Genomic DNA, 15,445 nt, shown 5'->3' on the forward strand with positions numbered 1-15,445 from the left:
CCCCGCCCTGGACGCGGGCAGCCGGTTCGTTAGGCTGACCGCGTGGCGAGAGTGCGGTTGGGTGTGGCGGAGCGACGCGAGGAGCTGTTGCGTGCTGCTGTCGAACAGATCGAGGTACGCGGTGTGTCCGCTGTACGGATCGCCGATGTGGCGTCCGTCCTCGGAGTGAGCAACGCACTGGTGCTGTACCACTTCTCGACCAAGGAGAAGCTGGTCGCCGCCGCGTTCGCGTACGCGGCGGAGTCGGATCTCGCCCATCTGCGCAAGCTGCTGGCGCGCCGAACCAGCGCCGTGCGGCGCCTGCGGGCGGCCGTCCGGTGGTACGCGCCGACCGGTCAGGCCAAGGGCTGGCGGCTGTGGATCGAGGGCTGGGCCGCGTCGTTGCGCGATCCAGCGCTGCGCGATGTCGCCGGCGATCTCGACCAGCAGTGGAAGGCGGAGCTCGCCGAGGTCATCGAGGAGGGCGCCGCCGCCGGTGAGTTCCACTGCGACGACCCGATGTCCGTGGCCTGGCGGCTGACCGCGCTGCTCGACGGCCTGGCCGTCCAGATGACCTCGTACGCGGGTCCGCTGTCGCGGGCCACGATGCTCCAGTGGACCGACGAGGCACTCGCCCACGAACTGGGTCTGGAACGCACGGCACTGACCGCCTGAGCGGCTCCCCCTCCCGCTTACCCCCCGTTTCCTCGTATCCTCCCGCCCCTCCTCTGCCTCCCGTGCGCAACCGGCTCAGGTCTGGCGGACCGGTGCGTACGCCTGGCCGTCCAGTCCGAAGGTCCAGGCGACTCCGTCCTTCGCCGTCCTGGTCCCGGGCGGCACCCGGAGCCAGTACGTCCGGTGGGTGCCGTCGGGCTCCGGGGTGGAGTTGACCACCTCCACCATCACCACGTCCTCGTCGCCGTCCATGGCGATCCTCCAGAGAATCCCCGTCTCGTCCCGGTGCACGGGCTCGGCGCCGGACTCCGCGAGGTAGCGGTCGTAACCGTAGAACTCCAGCATCACGCGGCGCAGTTCCGCGTTCTCCTCGCCCCGTATCCGTTCGGGTGTGAGCGTCGCCAGGCCCGCGAGGAATTCGGCGGGCACCGGCATGCCCCGCCAGGCGTGAAGCGCGAAACCGTCGGCGTAGGAGAGCGCCGGGCCGTCCCCGCGGTCCAGCCGCCCCGCCTCGTCGCGGTGGAGGGCGACCGGCCTCTCGCTGATCACGACGGCGCGCTCGTACGGCCACCACCACCCGGCGTTCCTGGCGGCCTCCGCCAGCCCGGTCAGCCGGTCTCCCCGCCCGTCGAAGGCGGCCAGCCAGGCCGCGTCGTGCTGTCCGAGGACCGCGTCGAGCAGCACGAGCCGCACATCGGACTCGTCCTCCGGGCGCTCGCAGAGATCCGCCACCACTCCGGTCCGTATCCGTTCGGCCAGCGCCGCGGTGGTCTCCCAGAGCTGGGCGCCGGTGGCGGACCAGAGCGCCGACCAGCCCGCCGGGCCCAACTCGTCGTACGTCCTGCGGCGCTCGTCCGCCCACGGGCGGGTGCGGACCTCGTCCCGCACCGAGCGCCCCGCCCCGATGAGCTTCTCCACCGCTTCGACGGCCGCCCTGGGCGAATCGGCCCAGACGATGGTGTCCGGTTCGGCCAGCCCCGCGCTGCGGTAGGCAAGCCGTACGCCGTTCTCGGCGGCCGACCGGTCGGCGGCCCCCGTCGCCGCCGCCACAGCCCGCCAAGCGTTCACATACTGCATCGGTCGTTCCCGTCCCCTGTTGACTGGTGTCTGGTTTCTGTTGCCTGGTGTCTGTCCCCTGGCCCCTGCTCGTCGGCCGCTGCTCCAGGAGTGCGCGCCTGAGTGCGGGTCAGTCCGCGACGATGCGCACCGCGCCCGGTGCGTACTCCCGCTGGCGCACGACGCGGAACCACCCCCTGGGCAGCGGTATCACCGCGTGTTCCTCGTGCACCACCCGTCCGCCTTCCGGCAGATGGAGCAGCATCGGGCCGAACGGTCCCGCCTCCCGCATCAGCCGGCCGGGCCCCACCACGGCATGCGCATGGCCCGTCACCTCGCCCAGTGCGAGCACCAGCCGACCCCGCCCGTCCCGCAGTTCTCCCGGCGCCGCCACCAGGTGCGCGGGCACCGCCGACTCCTCCAACTCCACGATCAGCACATCGCCCTGCCGGTACACAGACGTCTCCCCTCCGGACCGGCACCCCTGTGCCGGCCACGTGGAAAACGCTACGACGGGGGTCTGACAATCGAGCACCGAGACCCGTCAGCCGTCCCCGGTCGCGGGGTTGTCAGTGCGCCTTGATACACCTTGCGGACATCAGCCGCCCAGCGACAGGAGCTCTGGACCATGTCCGATGTCGACCACCTGCAAGAGTTGTCCGGCCTTCCCGCCGTCGATTTCGAAGCCGGGACCGCTGTCGTCCGGCCGGCGGCCGGCGCCGCGGCCTGGCGCATCGGTGTCGAGCCGTACGAGGACGAGGACCGGACCTGGGAGGAAGAGTTCAACGCCTTCCTCGACGAGGTCGACCCGGCAGGGGTCCGCGCCCTGATCATCGGCCAGTGGGGCGAGTCCTACGACAAGGACTCCTCGTACCCGGTCGGTCTCGTCGTCGCGGCCGCCGACCGGCTGACCTCGCTGGAGGCGGTCTTCGTCGGGGACCTGGTGCAGGAGGAGGCGGAGATCTCGTGGATCGAGCAATCGGACGTCACCGCGCTGCTCACCGCTTTCCCTCGACTCGAGGTCCTCGGAGTGCGCGGTGGGACGGGGCTGCGGTTCCCGCCGGTCAAGCACGAGAGTCTGCGCGGCCTGATCATCGAGACCGGCGGTCTGCCCGTGGAGGTGATCCGCGGCGTGCAGGACAGCGAGCTGCCCGCCCTGGAGATGCTGGAACTGTGGCTGGGTGTGTCCGCGTACGGAGGCGATGCCACGGTGGCGGACCTCCAGCCCTTGCTGTCCGGCACCCGGTTCCCCGCGCTGCGCCATCTCGGTCTGCGCAACAGCGAGTTGCAGAACGAGATCGCGACGGCGATCGCCTCGGCCCCGGTCGTCGCCCAGCTCCGTACGCTGGATCTGTCCTCCGGCACGATGGGCGACGAGGGTGCTGCCGCGCTCCTCGAAGGTCAGCCGCTCACCCACCTCGACGCACTCGATCTGCATCACCACTTCCTCGGTGAGCCGATGGAACGCCGTGTCCGTGAGGCCCTGGAACCGCACGGGGTGCGGGTGGATCTGTCGGACCGCAACACCCCTTGGGACAACCGAGGTGCCGAGGGCCGCTACACCACCGTGGCGGAGTGATCTGACATGCGCAGCCGGGCGCCGCGCTTCGCGGTAGTGGGTATTCCGGGAAATCGCCGCGTCTCTCTGTTCCAGGACGCGGTGCGCGCCGCCGGGCTGCCGGAGGCACGGGTGATCTCCTGGCGCGCCGTGCTGCGTGGCGAGGCGGTCTTCCTGCCGGGGGAGTCCGTCCGGATCGACTCCCCCGGTGAGGACGCCGAGGTGGAGCGGCTGCTGCGTGGGGTCGACGATCCAACGAGGGTGGAGGGTTCCGCACGGTGGTATGCCGCGTTCACCACCGCCGTACGGGACGTGGCCCGGGCCGCCGAGGTGGCCGGGGCCGTGCTGCTCGACGATCCCGGGGACATCGCGGTGCTGTTCGACAAGCGGCTGTGCCACGGCGTGCTGAGCGACGCCGCGGTGCCCGTACCGGCGTCGCCGACGTCCGGGCCACTGGCGCCCGCCGTGCGTGGCTGGAGCGATGTACGTGAGCTGATGCGGGGGCACGGCATGAAACGGGCCTTCGTGAAGCTCGCCCATGGTTCGTCCGCGTCCGGGGTGCTCGCGGTGGAGACCACCGGCGACGGCCGGGTGCGGGCGGCCACCTCGGTCGAGCGGGACTCGGCGGGACGCCTGTTCAACTCGCTGCGGGTGCGCCGCTGCACCACGGAGGCCGAGGTCGCCGCGGTCGTCGACGCCCTCGCACCGGACGGGCTGCACATCGAGCGCTGGCTGCCGAAGGCTTCGCAGCACGGCCGGGCCGCCGACCTGCGGGTCGTCGTGGTGGCGGGCCGGGCGACACACGCGGTCGTACGGACCAGCCGCTCCCCCATGACCAACCTTCACCTCGGCGGCGAACGCGGCGACCTCGACGCGGTCAGAGCCGCTGTCGAGGCGGCCGGCGGCAGCTGGGCCGCTGCCCTCGCCGTCGGCGAGCGGGCCGCCGGCTGCTTCCCCGGCACGCTGTGCGTGGGCGTCGATCTGCTCCCCTCCACCGGCTGGCGGCGCTTCGCCGTCTGCGAGGTCAACGCCTTCGGTGATCTGCTGCCCCGCCTGACCGGCCTGCCGGGCAGCGGCGCCGAGCACCAGGACACCTATGCGGCGCAGGTCGCGGCCGTACCGAACCGAGCAAGGAACCACCGTGTCGACGCTGTCCACTGACCCCGCCCCGCCACGGCCGGGGGCCGAACCCGATATGAGCCGGATCGTGGGCAGCCACGATCTGCTGTTCGTGACCCTGGACACCCTGCGTCACGATGTCGCGGCGGAACTGGCCGCGGCCGGGCGCATCCCGCACCTGGTCCGTCATCTGCCCGGTGGCGTGTGGGAGAAGCGGCATGCTCCGGGGAGCTTCACGTACGCCTCCCACCAGGCGATGTTCGCCGGGTTCCTCCCGACGCCGGAGGCGCCGGGCCCTCATCCACGGCTGTTCGCGGCGCGCTTCGCGGGCAGCGAAACCACGGCGGACGGCACCTTCGTCTTCGACACCCCCGACCTGGTCTCCGGGCTCGCCGGTGCCGGCTACCGCACGGTGTGCATCGGTGGCGTCGGCTTCTTCAACAAGCGCGGGCCGCTGGGATCCGTCCTTCCGGACCTGTTCCAGGAGAGCCACTGGGCGCCCGCCTTCGGTGTCGCCTCCCCCACCTCGTTCGAGGAGCAGGTGACCCACGCCGAGCAGGTGGTCGCCCAACTCCCCGAGGACCAAAGGCTGTTCCTCTTCGTGAACGTCGCCGCCCTGCACCAGCCCAACTGGTTCCACCGGGACGGTGCCACACCCGATGCGGGTGACTCACGGGAGACCCACGCCGCCGCGCTGGAGTACGTCGACCGGCACATCGGACGGCTCTTCGCCGCGGCGAGCAGCCGCCGCCGGTGCTTCGCCATCGTCTGCTCGGACCACGGCACGGCCTACGGCGACGACGGATACACCGGTCACCGCATCGGTCACGAAGCCGTCTGGACCGTGCCGTACGCCCATTTCTTCCTGGAGCCGGGAGCCACCCGATGACCACCAGCACCGCCGCCACCGCCACTGCCGCCGCCCCACCGGCCACCAGGCCGTACCAGAGCTACGTCTACGCCTACCCGCACAAGACCGCGTACCGCCCGCTCGAAGAGCACCCCGCCGGACGGCGCCCGCTGAGCGAGTTGTGGGCAGCGGAGCGCAAGGACGCGCTCTCCCTGTACATCCACATTCCGTTCTGCGAGGTCCGCTGCGGCTTCTGCAATCTGTTCACGCGGATCGGCGCGCCAAAGGAGCTGACGACGCGCTATCTCGACGCGCTGGACCGTCAGGCGACCACGGTTCGTGACGCGCTGGGCGACGTGGACCCGGTGCGTTTCGCCGCCGCCGCGTTCGGCGGCGGCACGCCCACCTTCCTGACGGCGGCCGAGCTGGAACGGCTCTGCGACATCGCGGAGAAGCGGATGGGAGCCGACCTCCGGTCCGTCCCGCTGTCCGTGGAAACCTCGCCCTCCACGGCCACGGCGGACCGGCTGGCCGTCCTCGCCGAGCGGGGGGCGACGCGTGTGAGCATCGGTGTGCAGAGCTTCGTGGACGCGGAGGCCCGTGCCGCGGTCCGCCCGCAACGCCGGGCCGATGTGGAAGGGGCCCTGGGCCGCATCCGCGATGCCGGTATCCCGGTGCTCAACATCGATCTCATCTACGGCATCGACGGCCAGACCGAGGTCACCTGGCGCGCTTCCCTGGACGCGGCGCTCGCCTGGCGCCCCGAGGAGCTGTATCTCTACCCGCTGTACGTGCGCCCGCTGACGGGGCTCGGCCGTCTGGGCGCCGCGACACCGCCCGGGGCGCAGGCCGCGGCGGACGCGGCCTGGGACGACCAGCGGCTGCGGCTCTACCGCGCCGGCCGCGACCATCTCCTCGCCGAGGGCTACGAGCAGGTGTCGATGCGGATGTTCCGCCGTACCGGCGCCCCGCACGAGGGTCCGGACGACTACGCCTGCCAGACGGACGGGATGATCGGCCTCGGCTGCGGCGCCCGTTCGTACACCTCGTTCCTCCACTACTCCTTCGACTACGCCGTGGAGATGCGGGAGATCCGGGGCATCATCGACGCCTTCACCACTGCGGAGGACTTCTCCCGGGCGGAGGTGGGGCGGTACGTCGACGACGGCGAGGCGCGCAGGCGCCATCTGCTGCAGTCCCTGCTCCAGGCGGAGGGTCTGCGGTGTGCGGAGTACCGGGCGCGGTTCGGGACGGACCCGTACGAGGACTTCCCCTCCGAGCTCCACCGCTTCGCGGCGCGCGGCTGGCTGGCCGGGGCGGGGAACGACGGCCTCCTCCGCCTCTCCCCGGAAGGTCTGGCGCACTCCGACGCGCTGGGACCGGAGCTGTTCTCCCCCGCTGTACGGGCCGCGATGGCCGCGTACGAAGTGAAGTGAGCCCCTCCATGGACCTGACTGTTCTCTACCGGGGCCCCCTGGCTTCGTGCGACTACGCCTGCCCGTACTGCCCGTTCGCCAAGCGGCGCGACACTCCCGCGCAACTGCGCGCCGACCGCGCGGCCCTGGAGCGCTTCACCGCGTGGGCGGCGGCCCGGACGGGCGACCGGCTCTCGGTGCTCTTCACGCCGTGGGGCGAGGGGCTGGTCCGGTCCTGGTACCGCAGTGCTCTGGTCGAGCTCTCGCGGCTGCCGCACATCGGCCGGGTCGCCATCCAGACCAACCTCAGCTGCCGTACCGGCTGGCTGGCGGACGCCGACCTCGACAAGGCCGCGCTGTGGTGCACGTACCACCCGGGCCAGACCCCGTACGAGCGGTTCCTCGGCAAGTGCCGTGAGCTGGCGGAGCTCGGAGTCCGTCACAGCGTCGGCATCGTCGGGCTCGACAGCCATCTCGACGAGGCGCGGCGGCTGCGAGCCGCGCTTCCCGACGAGGTCTACCTCTGGGTCAATGCCGCCGAGGGCCACCTGTACACGGACGAGGAGGCGGACCGCTGGACGGCCCTGGACCCCCTGTTCCCCTACAGCCGGCACCCCCACACCTCGGCCGGGCTCCCCTGCCGGACCGGTGAGTCGGTCATCTCGGTGGACGGCGACGGCACGGTGCGACGGTGTCATTTCGTCCGTGCCGAGCTCGGCAACCTCTACGACGGCAGTTACCGCCGGTCCCTGGGCCCGCGCGGCTGTCCCCTCGCCGTCTGCGACTGCCACATCGGCTATGTGCACCTGGAGACGCTGCCGTTGTACGACGTCTTCGCGGGCGGTGTGCTGGAGCGGATACCGTCCCGGCGCACCCTCCCCCTTCCCGAGCTGTCCTAGGTCCTGTCTGGAGTTCCAGCGCGGGAGAAGGAGCGGCGTCCGGTGCCGTCGAATCCAAGGCGGAGGAGGGAGCGATGGCGGAGCCCTCGCGACTGACGACAACGCCGGAGGCGGCGGTGCCGGACGCCGCGACGCCGCGGGGGAACTCCAGACAGGACCTAGAGCGGCAGCAGGTCCGGGCGCTTGGCCTCGACGTGGTCCCCGGAGGACTCGCCGCGCAGCCGGCGCCCGATCCAGGGCACCAGGTACTCGCGGGCCCATTGGATGTCGTCGCGCCGGTCGTCGAACGGGCGGCGCAGCGCCTGCGGCGGCCACGACTGGCCGGGGTCGGCCGGCACGTCGATGCCGAGGACCTGGGCGGCGCGGAGCGCGACCCTGGTGTGCCCCTCCGGCGACAGGTGCAGCCGGTCGTTGTCCCAGGCCCGGCGGTCCTGCACGGACCGCAGCGACCACAGGTCCAGGACCGGGCAGTCGTAGCGGTCGGCGATGGAGCGTACATGGGCGGTGTAGGTGGCGATCTTGCCCCGCAGGTGACGCAGGACCGGCATGTGGCGGGGGTCGAAGCCGGTGGTGATCATGACGGTGCCGACCCCGTCGGCCAGTTCGGCGACGGCGCGCTCGAAACGCTCGGCCACGTCGTCGGGGTCACTGCCCGGCCGCAGGATGTCGTTCCCGCCCGCGCAGAAGCTCACGAGGTCGGGAGCCAGTTCCTTGGCCCGCGGGACCTGTTCCGCGACGATCTGGTCGAGGAGCCGCCCGCGTACGGCGAGGTTGGCGTACCGGAAGTTGCCGTGCCGTGAGGCGGTGAGGCCGCTCCCCTCGTAGGGGGCCGGGAGCTGATCCGCCAGCAGCACCGCGAAACGGTCCGCCCAGCCGACGAAGGTCCCGTCGGGTCCGGGGTCGCCGACGCCCTCGGTGAAGCTGTCGCCGATCGCCGCGTACGACCCTATGACGCTCTTGACGCCGATGACGTTCTGGAGACCGCGCTGACTGAGTTTCGAATCGTCTGCCACAAGGTCGTATCCTGCACCCGCGAATGTGACCTACGCGACCGTAATAATGGGTTGACGGGTGGTGAGATAAACCACCCGGTCAGTTCTTGGTAAAGCCGGAATAAGTAGCGGTCGCCGCACTGCCCTGAGGACACGAGGAAGGGCGGTGCGCCGCCGCGCACCGCCCTTCCTCACTGCTGCTCGTCTCAGAGGGAGACGCCGTGCTGACGCAGGTACGAGACCGGGTCGACGTCCGAGCCGTAGCTCGGGCCGGTGCGGACCTCGAAGTGGAGGTGCGGGCCGCTGGAGTTGCCGGTGGAACCGGAGAGGCCGATCTGCTGACCGCCGGTCACCGTGTCGCCGGCCGAGACGCTGAGCGAGGTCTGGTGGGCGTACTGGGAGTACATGCCGTCCTCGTGCTTGATGACGACCTCGTTGCCGTACGAACCGCTCCAGCCGGCCGAGACCACGGTGCCGGGGCCTATGGCCCGGACACTGGTGCCGGAGGCGGCCTGGAAGTCGGCACCGGTGTGGTAACCACTGGACCACATGGAGCCGGAGGCGCGGTACGGCGTGGTGACGGTGGCGTTGGCCACGGGGGCCGCCCAGCCGGAGCTGTTGCCCTCCGAGGCGCCGGTGTCCGCCGGTGCGGCGGTCTCCACGGACGAGGAGGCCGAGTCGGAGGCCGTGTCCGCCTTGGGAGCGATGGCCTCGGGTGCGGCGCTCGCGGGGGCTGCGGCCTTCGGCGCGGTGGCCCTGGGAGCGACGGCCTTCGAAGGAGCGGCCTCGGCCGAGCCGGATGCCTTTGCGCCCAGCGTGAGTTCGGTGCCGGGGAAGATCAGGCTCGGGTCCTTGCCGACGACCTCACGGTTGTCCTTGTACAGCTTCTGCCAGCCGCCCTTGATCTTCTGCTCGGCGGCGATCTTCGACAGATAGTCGCCGGAAACCACGGAGTAGGTCTTCGGGGCGGTCTTGGACACGACGACGGGCGCGGTGTGCGCCGCGGCGACCGAGGCGGCGGCGGGCGCGGCCTGCTCGGCGGCGCTCGCGCCGGTGGCGCCGATCAGCGGGAGCGCGAGGACGGCTCCGCCGGTCCCCGCGGCGAAGATGCCACGGGCTATCGAGCCGGACTTCGTACGACGGTGCTTACCCTTTGCGGGCATGGGGCATTCCTCTCCGGCGCCTACGAGGTGAGCTGTCGGGTTCGGGCTGGAGATGCCCGGTCGCGCTGGCGCGACTTCACCCCGAGTCGTTCCGGAATTCTCCGGACCGGCGGCTTACCTGGGTCCCCCGCTCCTGCCACACGTGAGTGGATGCGGATTCCGGGCGGCGGCAGGATTAGGCGGTCCGTCCGGATTGACGGTGACCGTAAGCGAGTAAGGACGGCCGGAACAAGCCATGTCCGGCCTGCCGGAATGCGGGAATCAATTCCGGCACGGATTTACGGTCACACTCCGTGGATTACGGATCTTCGCATTCCGTGCGGCGGACGGAATGCCCGTCGGGAGGGCCACCACACACCGTCACGGATATGATCCCGCTCACCTGCCGACCACCATCTCGCCCATAAGCAGGGCATGTTCTGGCAAACACGCCAATACGGACACACCCCGCCCGCGGGGCGCGACGGACTCTCGAAAAGATGGCGCCCAAATCGGTTACATTGCCAGCATTTCAGACGATTCTCCCCGCCCAGGCCGTGCGGGTCGCGCCGGCAGAGGTGCCGCGTGCAACGACGACCTCGCGGCAAGATGATTGCCTGAGGAACCAATGTCGTATCGTCACATCCGTGCCCTCGTCGGCGAGCAGCGCCGACGCCAGACACTTCAGGAGCCACCGTGACGCAGCAGCTGCCGCAGGTCCCGCCGTCGCACACTGAGCTGACCGGTGTCCGCAACTTCCGTGACGTCGGGGGCCTGCCGACCGCGGACGGCCGCCGGGTGCGGTTCGGGCGGCTCTACCGCAGTGGTCACCTGGCGCACGCCACCGAGCAGGACGCGGCGTTCCTCAACGGACTCGGGCTGCACACGATCTTCGACTTCCGCAACGCCGCCGACCGCAAGCTCGACGGCCACGACGTGGAGCTGGCAGGCGTGCGCAACGTCAGCATCCCGCTGTCCGACCCGGCCGACGGCGCCGAGTTCTGGCGCCTGGTCCGGGACGGCAACATCGAGCAGCTGCGCTCGATCCTGGCGGACGGCAAGGGGGCGGACCGCATGATCGCCTCGTACCGCTCGATCATCAGGGACCGCACGGGCGAGCACAGCCGGATCCTGCACGCCCTGGCCGAGGACAGTGTCCCCGCCCTGATGCACTGCGCCGCGGGCAAGGACCGGGCGGGACTCTCCATAGCGGTGTCGCTGCTCGCCGTCGGTGTGGAGCGCGAGGCCATCGAGGCGGACTACCTGATGTCGAACGACGCCCACCGCCGGTACAAGGTGAAGCGCAGCGACACCTCGGCGACCGGGATGTCCGACGAGGTCATGGAGCTTCTGAACCCGCTCTTCGGTGCACGTGCCGAGTATCTGGCGGCGGCCTTCAGCACCATCGAGGAGACCTGGGGCGGCACCGAGCGTTACCTCGGCGAGGGGCTGAAGCTCTCCCCGGAGACGCGTGACCTGCTGCGGGAGCGCCTCACCGAGGAGGCCTGACCACTCCGCGGCGTCAGCGCTTGCCCGCCACCTCGAACAGCAGGTAGAGGAAGGCCGCGAAGACGTGTCCGGCGACCAGATAGGCGACCAGCCTGATCACCACGCCACGCGGGAACTTCCTCTCCTGTGTCTCGTAGCCCTTCCGGGACCTCGGGCTGAGCGGATCGTAGTGCTCTGAATCGGACATGACAGTCCTCTTTCTGGTGTCGGGGTCAGCCGTCCGGCCTCGGAGTCAGCCGTTGGCGCCGGTGATCAGCGGTGGTGTGGTCCGCTGCCCAGGCAGAGCTCGGCGACCGGGCTCTGCAGCAGGGTATGGAGGAAGAGCAGCTCGGCGCCGCCGCGGTCGGCGGCGGCGATCCGGTGCGGGGTCAGCGAATCGAAGTGCGCGCTGTCACCGGCTTCCAGGTCGTGCTCGGATTCGCCGAGGACGACCCGCAGCCGCCCTTCCAGGACGTACAGCCATTCCTCGCCGGGGTGGACGCGCACCAGATCGCCCTGTGTGCCGTACGGCACCTGGACGCGGAGCGCCTGCATGGCCCGGCCGGAGCCACCGGCCCGGCGGTACATCCAGCCGTCCGCCTCGGCGCCGGTGAACGGGCCGCCGCGGACGATCGCGTCACGTTGGGCCGGCGCCTCGCCGAGGAGCTCGGAAACCGTCGTACCGTAGACGCGGGCGAGTCCCAGCAGCATGGGCAGCGAGGGCTGCCTGCGGCCGGTTTCGAGCCGGGAGAGATGGGCGGGCGAGAGCCCGGCCCGCTGGGCGGCGGTCTCCAGGGTGAGGCCACGGCCGCGGCGCAGGTCGCGCAGGCGCGGAGCGACCCCGGGGAGTTCGCCGGCCGCCCCTCCGTCAGGAGGATTCATGCCTCCATTGGGCCAGGAATTTTCCTCGGAGGCAAACATTTTGCCTCCGAGGCAAACCCGGGCTCTTCGATCAACGGTGGGCGACGGCCTGCTTCACCAGGGTTCTGCCGAAGTCCCACATCAGCCCGCCCCCGCTGTGCGCGTCGTCCATCACCGCCGTGAAGGCGCTCACGAACCGCTCCACCTCCGGCTCACCGATGACCAGCGGCGGGATCAGCTTGATCACTTCGAGGTGGTCTCCGGACACCTGGGTGAGGATCCGGTGCTTCTGCAGCAGGGGCACCACGACCATCTGCGCGAAGAGTCCCTTGCGGGCCGCCTGCAGCATGGTCCAGCGGCTGCGCAGTTTCAGTGAGGACGGCCGTCCGAACTCGATGCCGATCATCAGTCCGCGTCCGCGCACCTCGTGCAGCAGCTCGTAGCGGCCGACGAGCGCGGCCAGCCGCTCACGGAGCGCATCGCCCGTGCGACGGGCGTTCGCCACCGTCTCCTCGTCCTCCATCACCGCGAGGACGGCGAGCCCGGCCGCCATGGCCTGTGCGTTGGAGCCGAAGCTCGCCGAGTGGACGAGCACGCGGTCCATGGAGGAGTAGACCCGCTTGAAGATCCAGTCCTTGCCGAGGGTCGCCCCGACGGGCACATAGCCGCCGGAGAGCGCCTTGGCGACACAGACGAGGTCGGGTTCGACGCCTTCCTCGTGCTGGTACGCGTAGAAGTCCCCGGTCCTGCCGAGGCCCGTCTGCACCTCGTCCACGATGAGCAGCGCCTTGTGCCGGTGCAGCAGCTCCTGTGCGGCGCGCAGGAAGCCGGGGGGTGAGGCGTGCACGCCCTTGCCCTGGACGGGCTCGACGACGAGCCCTGCCACGTCGCCGCGCTTCAGTTCGCGCCGCAGTGCGTCCAGATCCCCGAGCCCGATCGCGGTGTCCGGCAGCAGCGGGGCGAAGCCGTCCCGGAAGCCCGCCTCCCCGTTGACCGAGAGGGAACCGGTGGTCAGACCGTGGAACGCGTGCGTGCAGTACAGGACCCTGGGCTTCCCGGTGGCGTACCGGGCGAACTTGAGGGCCGTCTCGACGGCCTCCGTACCGCTGTTGCCGAAGAACACCCGGTCCAGATGCGGGCTGTGGGCGAGCAGCTTCTCGGCGAGCAGACCGGGCAGTGGCTGGCAGTCGAAGCGGGTGAGGTCGGCCAGTGAGGCGTCCAGGACGTCGTGCAGCGCCTTGCGCACGACGGGGTGGTGCCTGCCGAGCCCCATCACCCCGAATCCGGCGAGCATGTCGAGGTAGTCGTTGCCTTCCGCGTCCCAGAAGTACGCGCCCTCGGCCCGTTCGTAGACCTTGTCGAAGCCGATGGTGCGGAGCATCCGCGGCAGCTGGTGGTTGAGGTGCCTGGTGTGCAGCTCGTAGCGCTCGCCGCCGCGTTCGGCGAGGAGCCGGGTCAGATCGAAGCCCTCGGGCGCGTCGTCCTTCATACCCCGCTCTCCTTCGGTGCCGGCCGCCGCGCCTTCGCCGGCCGTGCGGCGAAGAAGGCACTGATCTGTCCGGCGATCTCCACCGGGGTGAGCCCGATGTCGGCGAGCACCTCGCCACGTTCGGCATGGGCGAGGAACTGCTCCGGAATGCCGAACGTCCGCAGCGGTACGTCGATCCCGGCGTCGCGCATCGCCAGCCCGACGGCCCAGCCGACGCCGCCGCTGCGGCTGTTGTCCTCCACCACGGCCACCAACCGGTGGCCCGCGGCGAGCGGTGCGAGCCGCTCGTCCACCGGCTTCACCCAGCGCGGGTCGACCACCGTGCAGCGGATGCCGGCTCCGGCGAGCAGGTCGGCGGTCCGGAGACAGACCTGGGCGAGCGCACCGACCGCGACGAGCAGGACCTCGGGGGCCTCGGCGCGGTGCAGGACGTCCATGCCGCCGATCCTCCCGATGGCCGGGACCGGCTCGCCCACGCGCTCCTTGGGAAACCTCAGCACGGTCGGTGCGTCGTCCACGTCGACGGCTTCGCGCAGTTGCGCGCGGAGCTGGCCGGCGTCGCGCGGGGCGGCGATCCGCAGCCCTGGGACCACCTGGAGCACCGACATGTCCCACATGCCGTTGTGGGAGGGGCCGTCGGTCCCGGTGACTCCTGCCCGGTCGAGGACGAAGGTCACACCGCACCGGTGCAGGGCGACGTCCATCAGCAGCTGGTCGAAGGCCCGGTTGAGGAAGGTCGCGTAGACGGCGACGACCGGGTGGAGCCCGCCGGTGGCCAGGCCCGCAGCCGAGACGGCCGCGTGCTGCTCGGCGATCCCCACGTCCCAGACGCGGCCGGGGAAGGCCTCGGCGAACCTGGTGAGTCCGACGGGGTGCAGCATGGCCGCGGTGATGGCGACGACATCGGGCCGCTCGGCCCCGATCGCCGCGATCTCGTCACCGAAGACGGAGGTCCAGGAAGGGCCGGCGGGGACGACGAGCGGTTCGCAGGTGAGCGGGTCCATCACGCCGACGGTGTGGAAGCGGTCGGTGTCGTCACAGAGCGCGGGCGGGTAGCCCCGCCCCTTCTCGGTGATGCAGTGCACGAGCACCGGCCCGTGGAAACGCTTCGCGCGCCGCAGCGCGGACTCGACGGCGGCGGTGTCGTGTCCGTCGACCGGGCCGACGTACTTCAGGCCCAGGTCCTCGAACATGCCCTGCGGGGCGAAGGTGTCCTTGAACCCCTTCTTGGCGCCGTGCAGTGAACCGTAGAGCGGTGGCCCGATGACGGGGGTCTGCTGGAGGAACTCCTTGCCCCAGGCCAGGAAGCGCTCGTAGCCGTCGGTCGTACGGAGGGTGGCGAGGTGGTCCGCCATCCCGCCGATGGTCGGGGCGTACGAGCGCTCGTTGTCGTTCACCACGATGATCAGCGGGCGGTCCCCGGCGGCCGCGATGTTGTTCAGCGCCTCCCAGGCCATTCCGCCGGTGAGTGCGCCGTCGCCGATGACCGCGACGACATGGTGAGGCCGCCCCAGCACCTCGTTGGCCTTGGCCAGACCGTCGGCCCAGCCGAGGACGGTGGAGGCGTGGGAGTTCTCGATGACGTCGTGCTCGGACTCCTCGCGGGACGGGTAGCCGGACAGACCGCCTTTTCCGCGCAGCTTGGCGAAGTCCTGGCGCCCGGTGAGGAGCTTGTGCACGTAACTCTGGTGCCCGGTGTCCCACAGGATGCGGTCCACCGGTGAGTCGAAGACCCGGTGCAGGGCGACGGTGAGCTCCACCACTCCGAGGTTGGGTCCGAGGTGGCCACCAGTCCTGGACACCGCGCCGACCAGGAACGCCCTGATCTCGGCGGCGAGTTCGTCGAGTTCGGGTCCGCTCAGTGCCTTGAGATCCTGTGGCCCCTTGATGGTTTCCAGAAGCGTCACGCTCGGGCCCCTCTC

The 15,445-nt window shown here is 70.8% G+C and carries 15 protein-coding genes and 1 riboswitch; of the genes, 7 read left to right on the top strand and 8 right to left on the bottom strand.

Annotated elements, in window-relative coordinates:
• The first annotated feature begins 42 nt into the window (after window positions 1-42).
• On the top strand, window positions 43-654 hold the full coding sequence (locus tag F0344_RS02605) for a TetR/AcrR family transcriptional regulator (protein WP_258049618.1): 612 nt from the start codon (window positions 43-45) through the stop codon (window positions 652-654).
• 75 nt (window positions 655-729) lie between these two features.
• On the opposite strand, the gene F0344_RS02610 is transcribed toward F0344_RS02605, so the two are convergent.
• Together F0344_RS02610 and F0344_RS02615 are read right to left on the bottom strand one after the other, a co-directional pair.
• Complete coding sequence (locus F0344_RS02610; protein WP_185297215.1) at window positions 730-1,731, bottom strand: DUF6745 domain-containing protein; 1,002 nt, start codon at window positions 1,729-1,731, stop codon at window positions 730-732.
• Between the two features lie 109 nt (window positions 1,732-1,840).
• On the bottom strand, window positions 1,841-2,167 hold the full coding sequence (locus F0344_RS02615; protein ID WP_185297216.1) for a hypothetical protein: 327 nt from the start codon (window positions 2,165-2,167) through the stop codon (window positions 1,841-1,843).
• A 171-nt stretch (window positions 2,168-2,338) separates the two neighbouring features.
• Between F0344_RS02615 and F0344_RS02620 the strand changes: the two genes are divergently transcribed.
• Genes F0344_RS02620 through F0344_RS02640 form a run of 5 tightly spaced genes read left to right on the top strand, consistent with a single transcriptional unit; the run spans window position 2,339 to window position 7,551 of the window.
• The gene (locus tag F0344_RS02620) at window positions 2,339-3,289 is read left to right on the top strand and encodes an STM4015 family protein (protein ID WP_185297217.1); all 951 of its coding nucleotides are present in this window, start codon (window positions 2,339-2,341) and stop codon (window positions 3,287-3,289) included.
• Window positions 3,290-3,295: 6 nt separating this feature from the next.
• On the top strand, window positions 3,296-4,429 hold the full coding sequence (locus tag F0344_RS02625; protein WP_185297218.1) for an STM4014 family protein: 1,134 nt from the start codon (window positions 3,296-3,298) through the stop codon (window positions 4,427-4,429).
• A 34-nt stretch (window positions 4,430-4,463) separates the two neighbouring features.
• On the top strand, window positions 4,464-5,276 hold the full coding sequence (locus F0344_RS02630) for an STM4013/SEN3800 family hydrolase (protein WP_185302476.1): 813 nt from the start codon (window positions 4,464-4,466) through the stop codon (window positions 5,274-5,276).
• Window positions 5,273-6,673, top strand: coding sequence for an STM4012 family radical SAM protein (locus tag F0344_RS02635; RefSeq protein WP_185297219.1), 1,401 nt, complete (start codon window positions 5,273-5,275; stop codon window positions 6,671-6,673). The genes F0344_RS02630 and F0344_RS02635 overlap by 4 nt, the downstream gene beginning before the upstream one ends.
• 8 nt (window positions 6,674-6,681) lie before the next feature.
• Window positions 6,682-7,551 carry an STM4011 family radical SAM protein gene (locus F0344_RS02640; RefSeq protein WP_185297220.1) on the top strand — a complete coding sequence of 290 codons (870 nt, stop codon included), beginning with the start codon at window positions 6,682-6,684 and terminating at the stop codon, window positions 7,549-7,551.
• Between the two features lie 158 nt (window positions 7,552-7,709).
• Here the strand turns inward: F0344_RS02640 and F0344_RS02645 are convergent, their stop codons facing one another.
• Entirely contained in the window at window positions 7,710-8,564 is an 855-nt protein-coding gene (locus F0344_RS02645; RefSeq protein WP_185297221.1) for an SGNH/GDSL hydrolase family protein, read from the bottom strand.
• A gap of 185 nt (window positions 8,565-8,749) precedes the next feature.
• Window positions 8,750-9,706, bottom strand: coding sequence for a M23 family metallopeptidase (locus F0344_RS02650; protein WP_185297222.1), 957 nt, complete (start codon window positions 9,704-9,706; stop codon window positions 8,750-8,752).
• 4 nt (window positions 9,707-9,710) lie between these two features.
• Window positions 9,711-9,872, bottom strand: a riboswitch (cyclic di-AMP (ydaO/yuaA leader).
• Between the two features lie 509 nt (window positions 9,873-10,381).
• Between F0344_RS02650 and F0344_RS02655 the strand changes: the two genes are divergently transcribed.
• Window positions 10,382-11,194 (top strand): tyrosine-protein phosphatase, encoded by an 813-nt coding sequence (locus tag F0344_RS02655; protein ID WP_185297223.1) that lies wholly within the window; start codon window positions 10,382-10,384, stop codon window positions 11,192-11,194.
• 13 nt (window positions 11,195-11,207) lie between these two features.
• Here the strand turns inward: F0344_RS02655 and F0344_RS02660 are convergent, their stop codons facing one another.
• From F0344_RS02660 to dxs, 4 genes are all read right to left on the bottom strand, one after another.
• Window positions 11,208-11,381 carry a DUF6126 family protein gene (locus tag F0344_RS02660; RefSeq protein ID WP_185297224.1) on the bottom strand — a complete coding sequence of 58 codons (174 nt, stop codon included), beginning with the start codon at window positions 11,379-11,381 and terminating at the stop codon, window positions 11,208-11,210.
• Window positions 11,382-11,446: 65 nt separating this feature from the next.
• Window positions 11,447-12,055: a helix-turn-helix domain-containing protein gene (locus tag F0344_RS02665; RefSeq protein ID WP_185297225.1), complete on the bottom strand. Its 609-nt coding sequence runs from the start codon at window positions 12,053-12,055 to the stop codon at window positions 11,447-11,449.
• Between the two features lie 70 nt (window positions 12,056-12,125).
• Entirely contained in the window at window positions 12,126-13,523 is a 1,398-nt protein-coding gene (locus F0344_RS02670; protein ID WP_185297226.1) for an aspartate aminotransferase family protein, read from the bottom strand.
• Window positions 13,520-15,430 (bottom strand): 1-deoxy-D-xylulose-5-phosphate synthase, encoded by a 1,911-nt coding sequence (dxs, locus tag F0344_RS02675; RefSeq protein ID WP_185297227.1) that lies wholly within the window; start codon window positions 15,428-15,430, stop codon window positions 13,520-13,522. Before dxs ends, F0344_RS02670 begins: the two co-directional genes overlap by 4 nt.
• Between the last annotated feature and the right edge of the window lie 15 nt (window positions 15,431-15,445).

It is taken from the genome of Streptomyces finlayi (assembly GCF_014216315.1).
Taxonomy (GTDB): domain Bacteria; phylum Actinomycetota; class Actinomycetes; order Streptomycetales; family Streptomycetaceae; genus Streptomyces; species Streptomyces finlayi_A.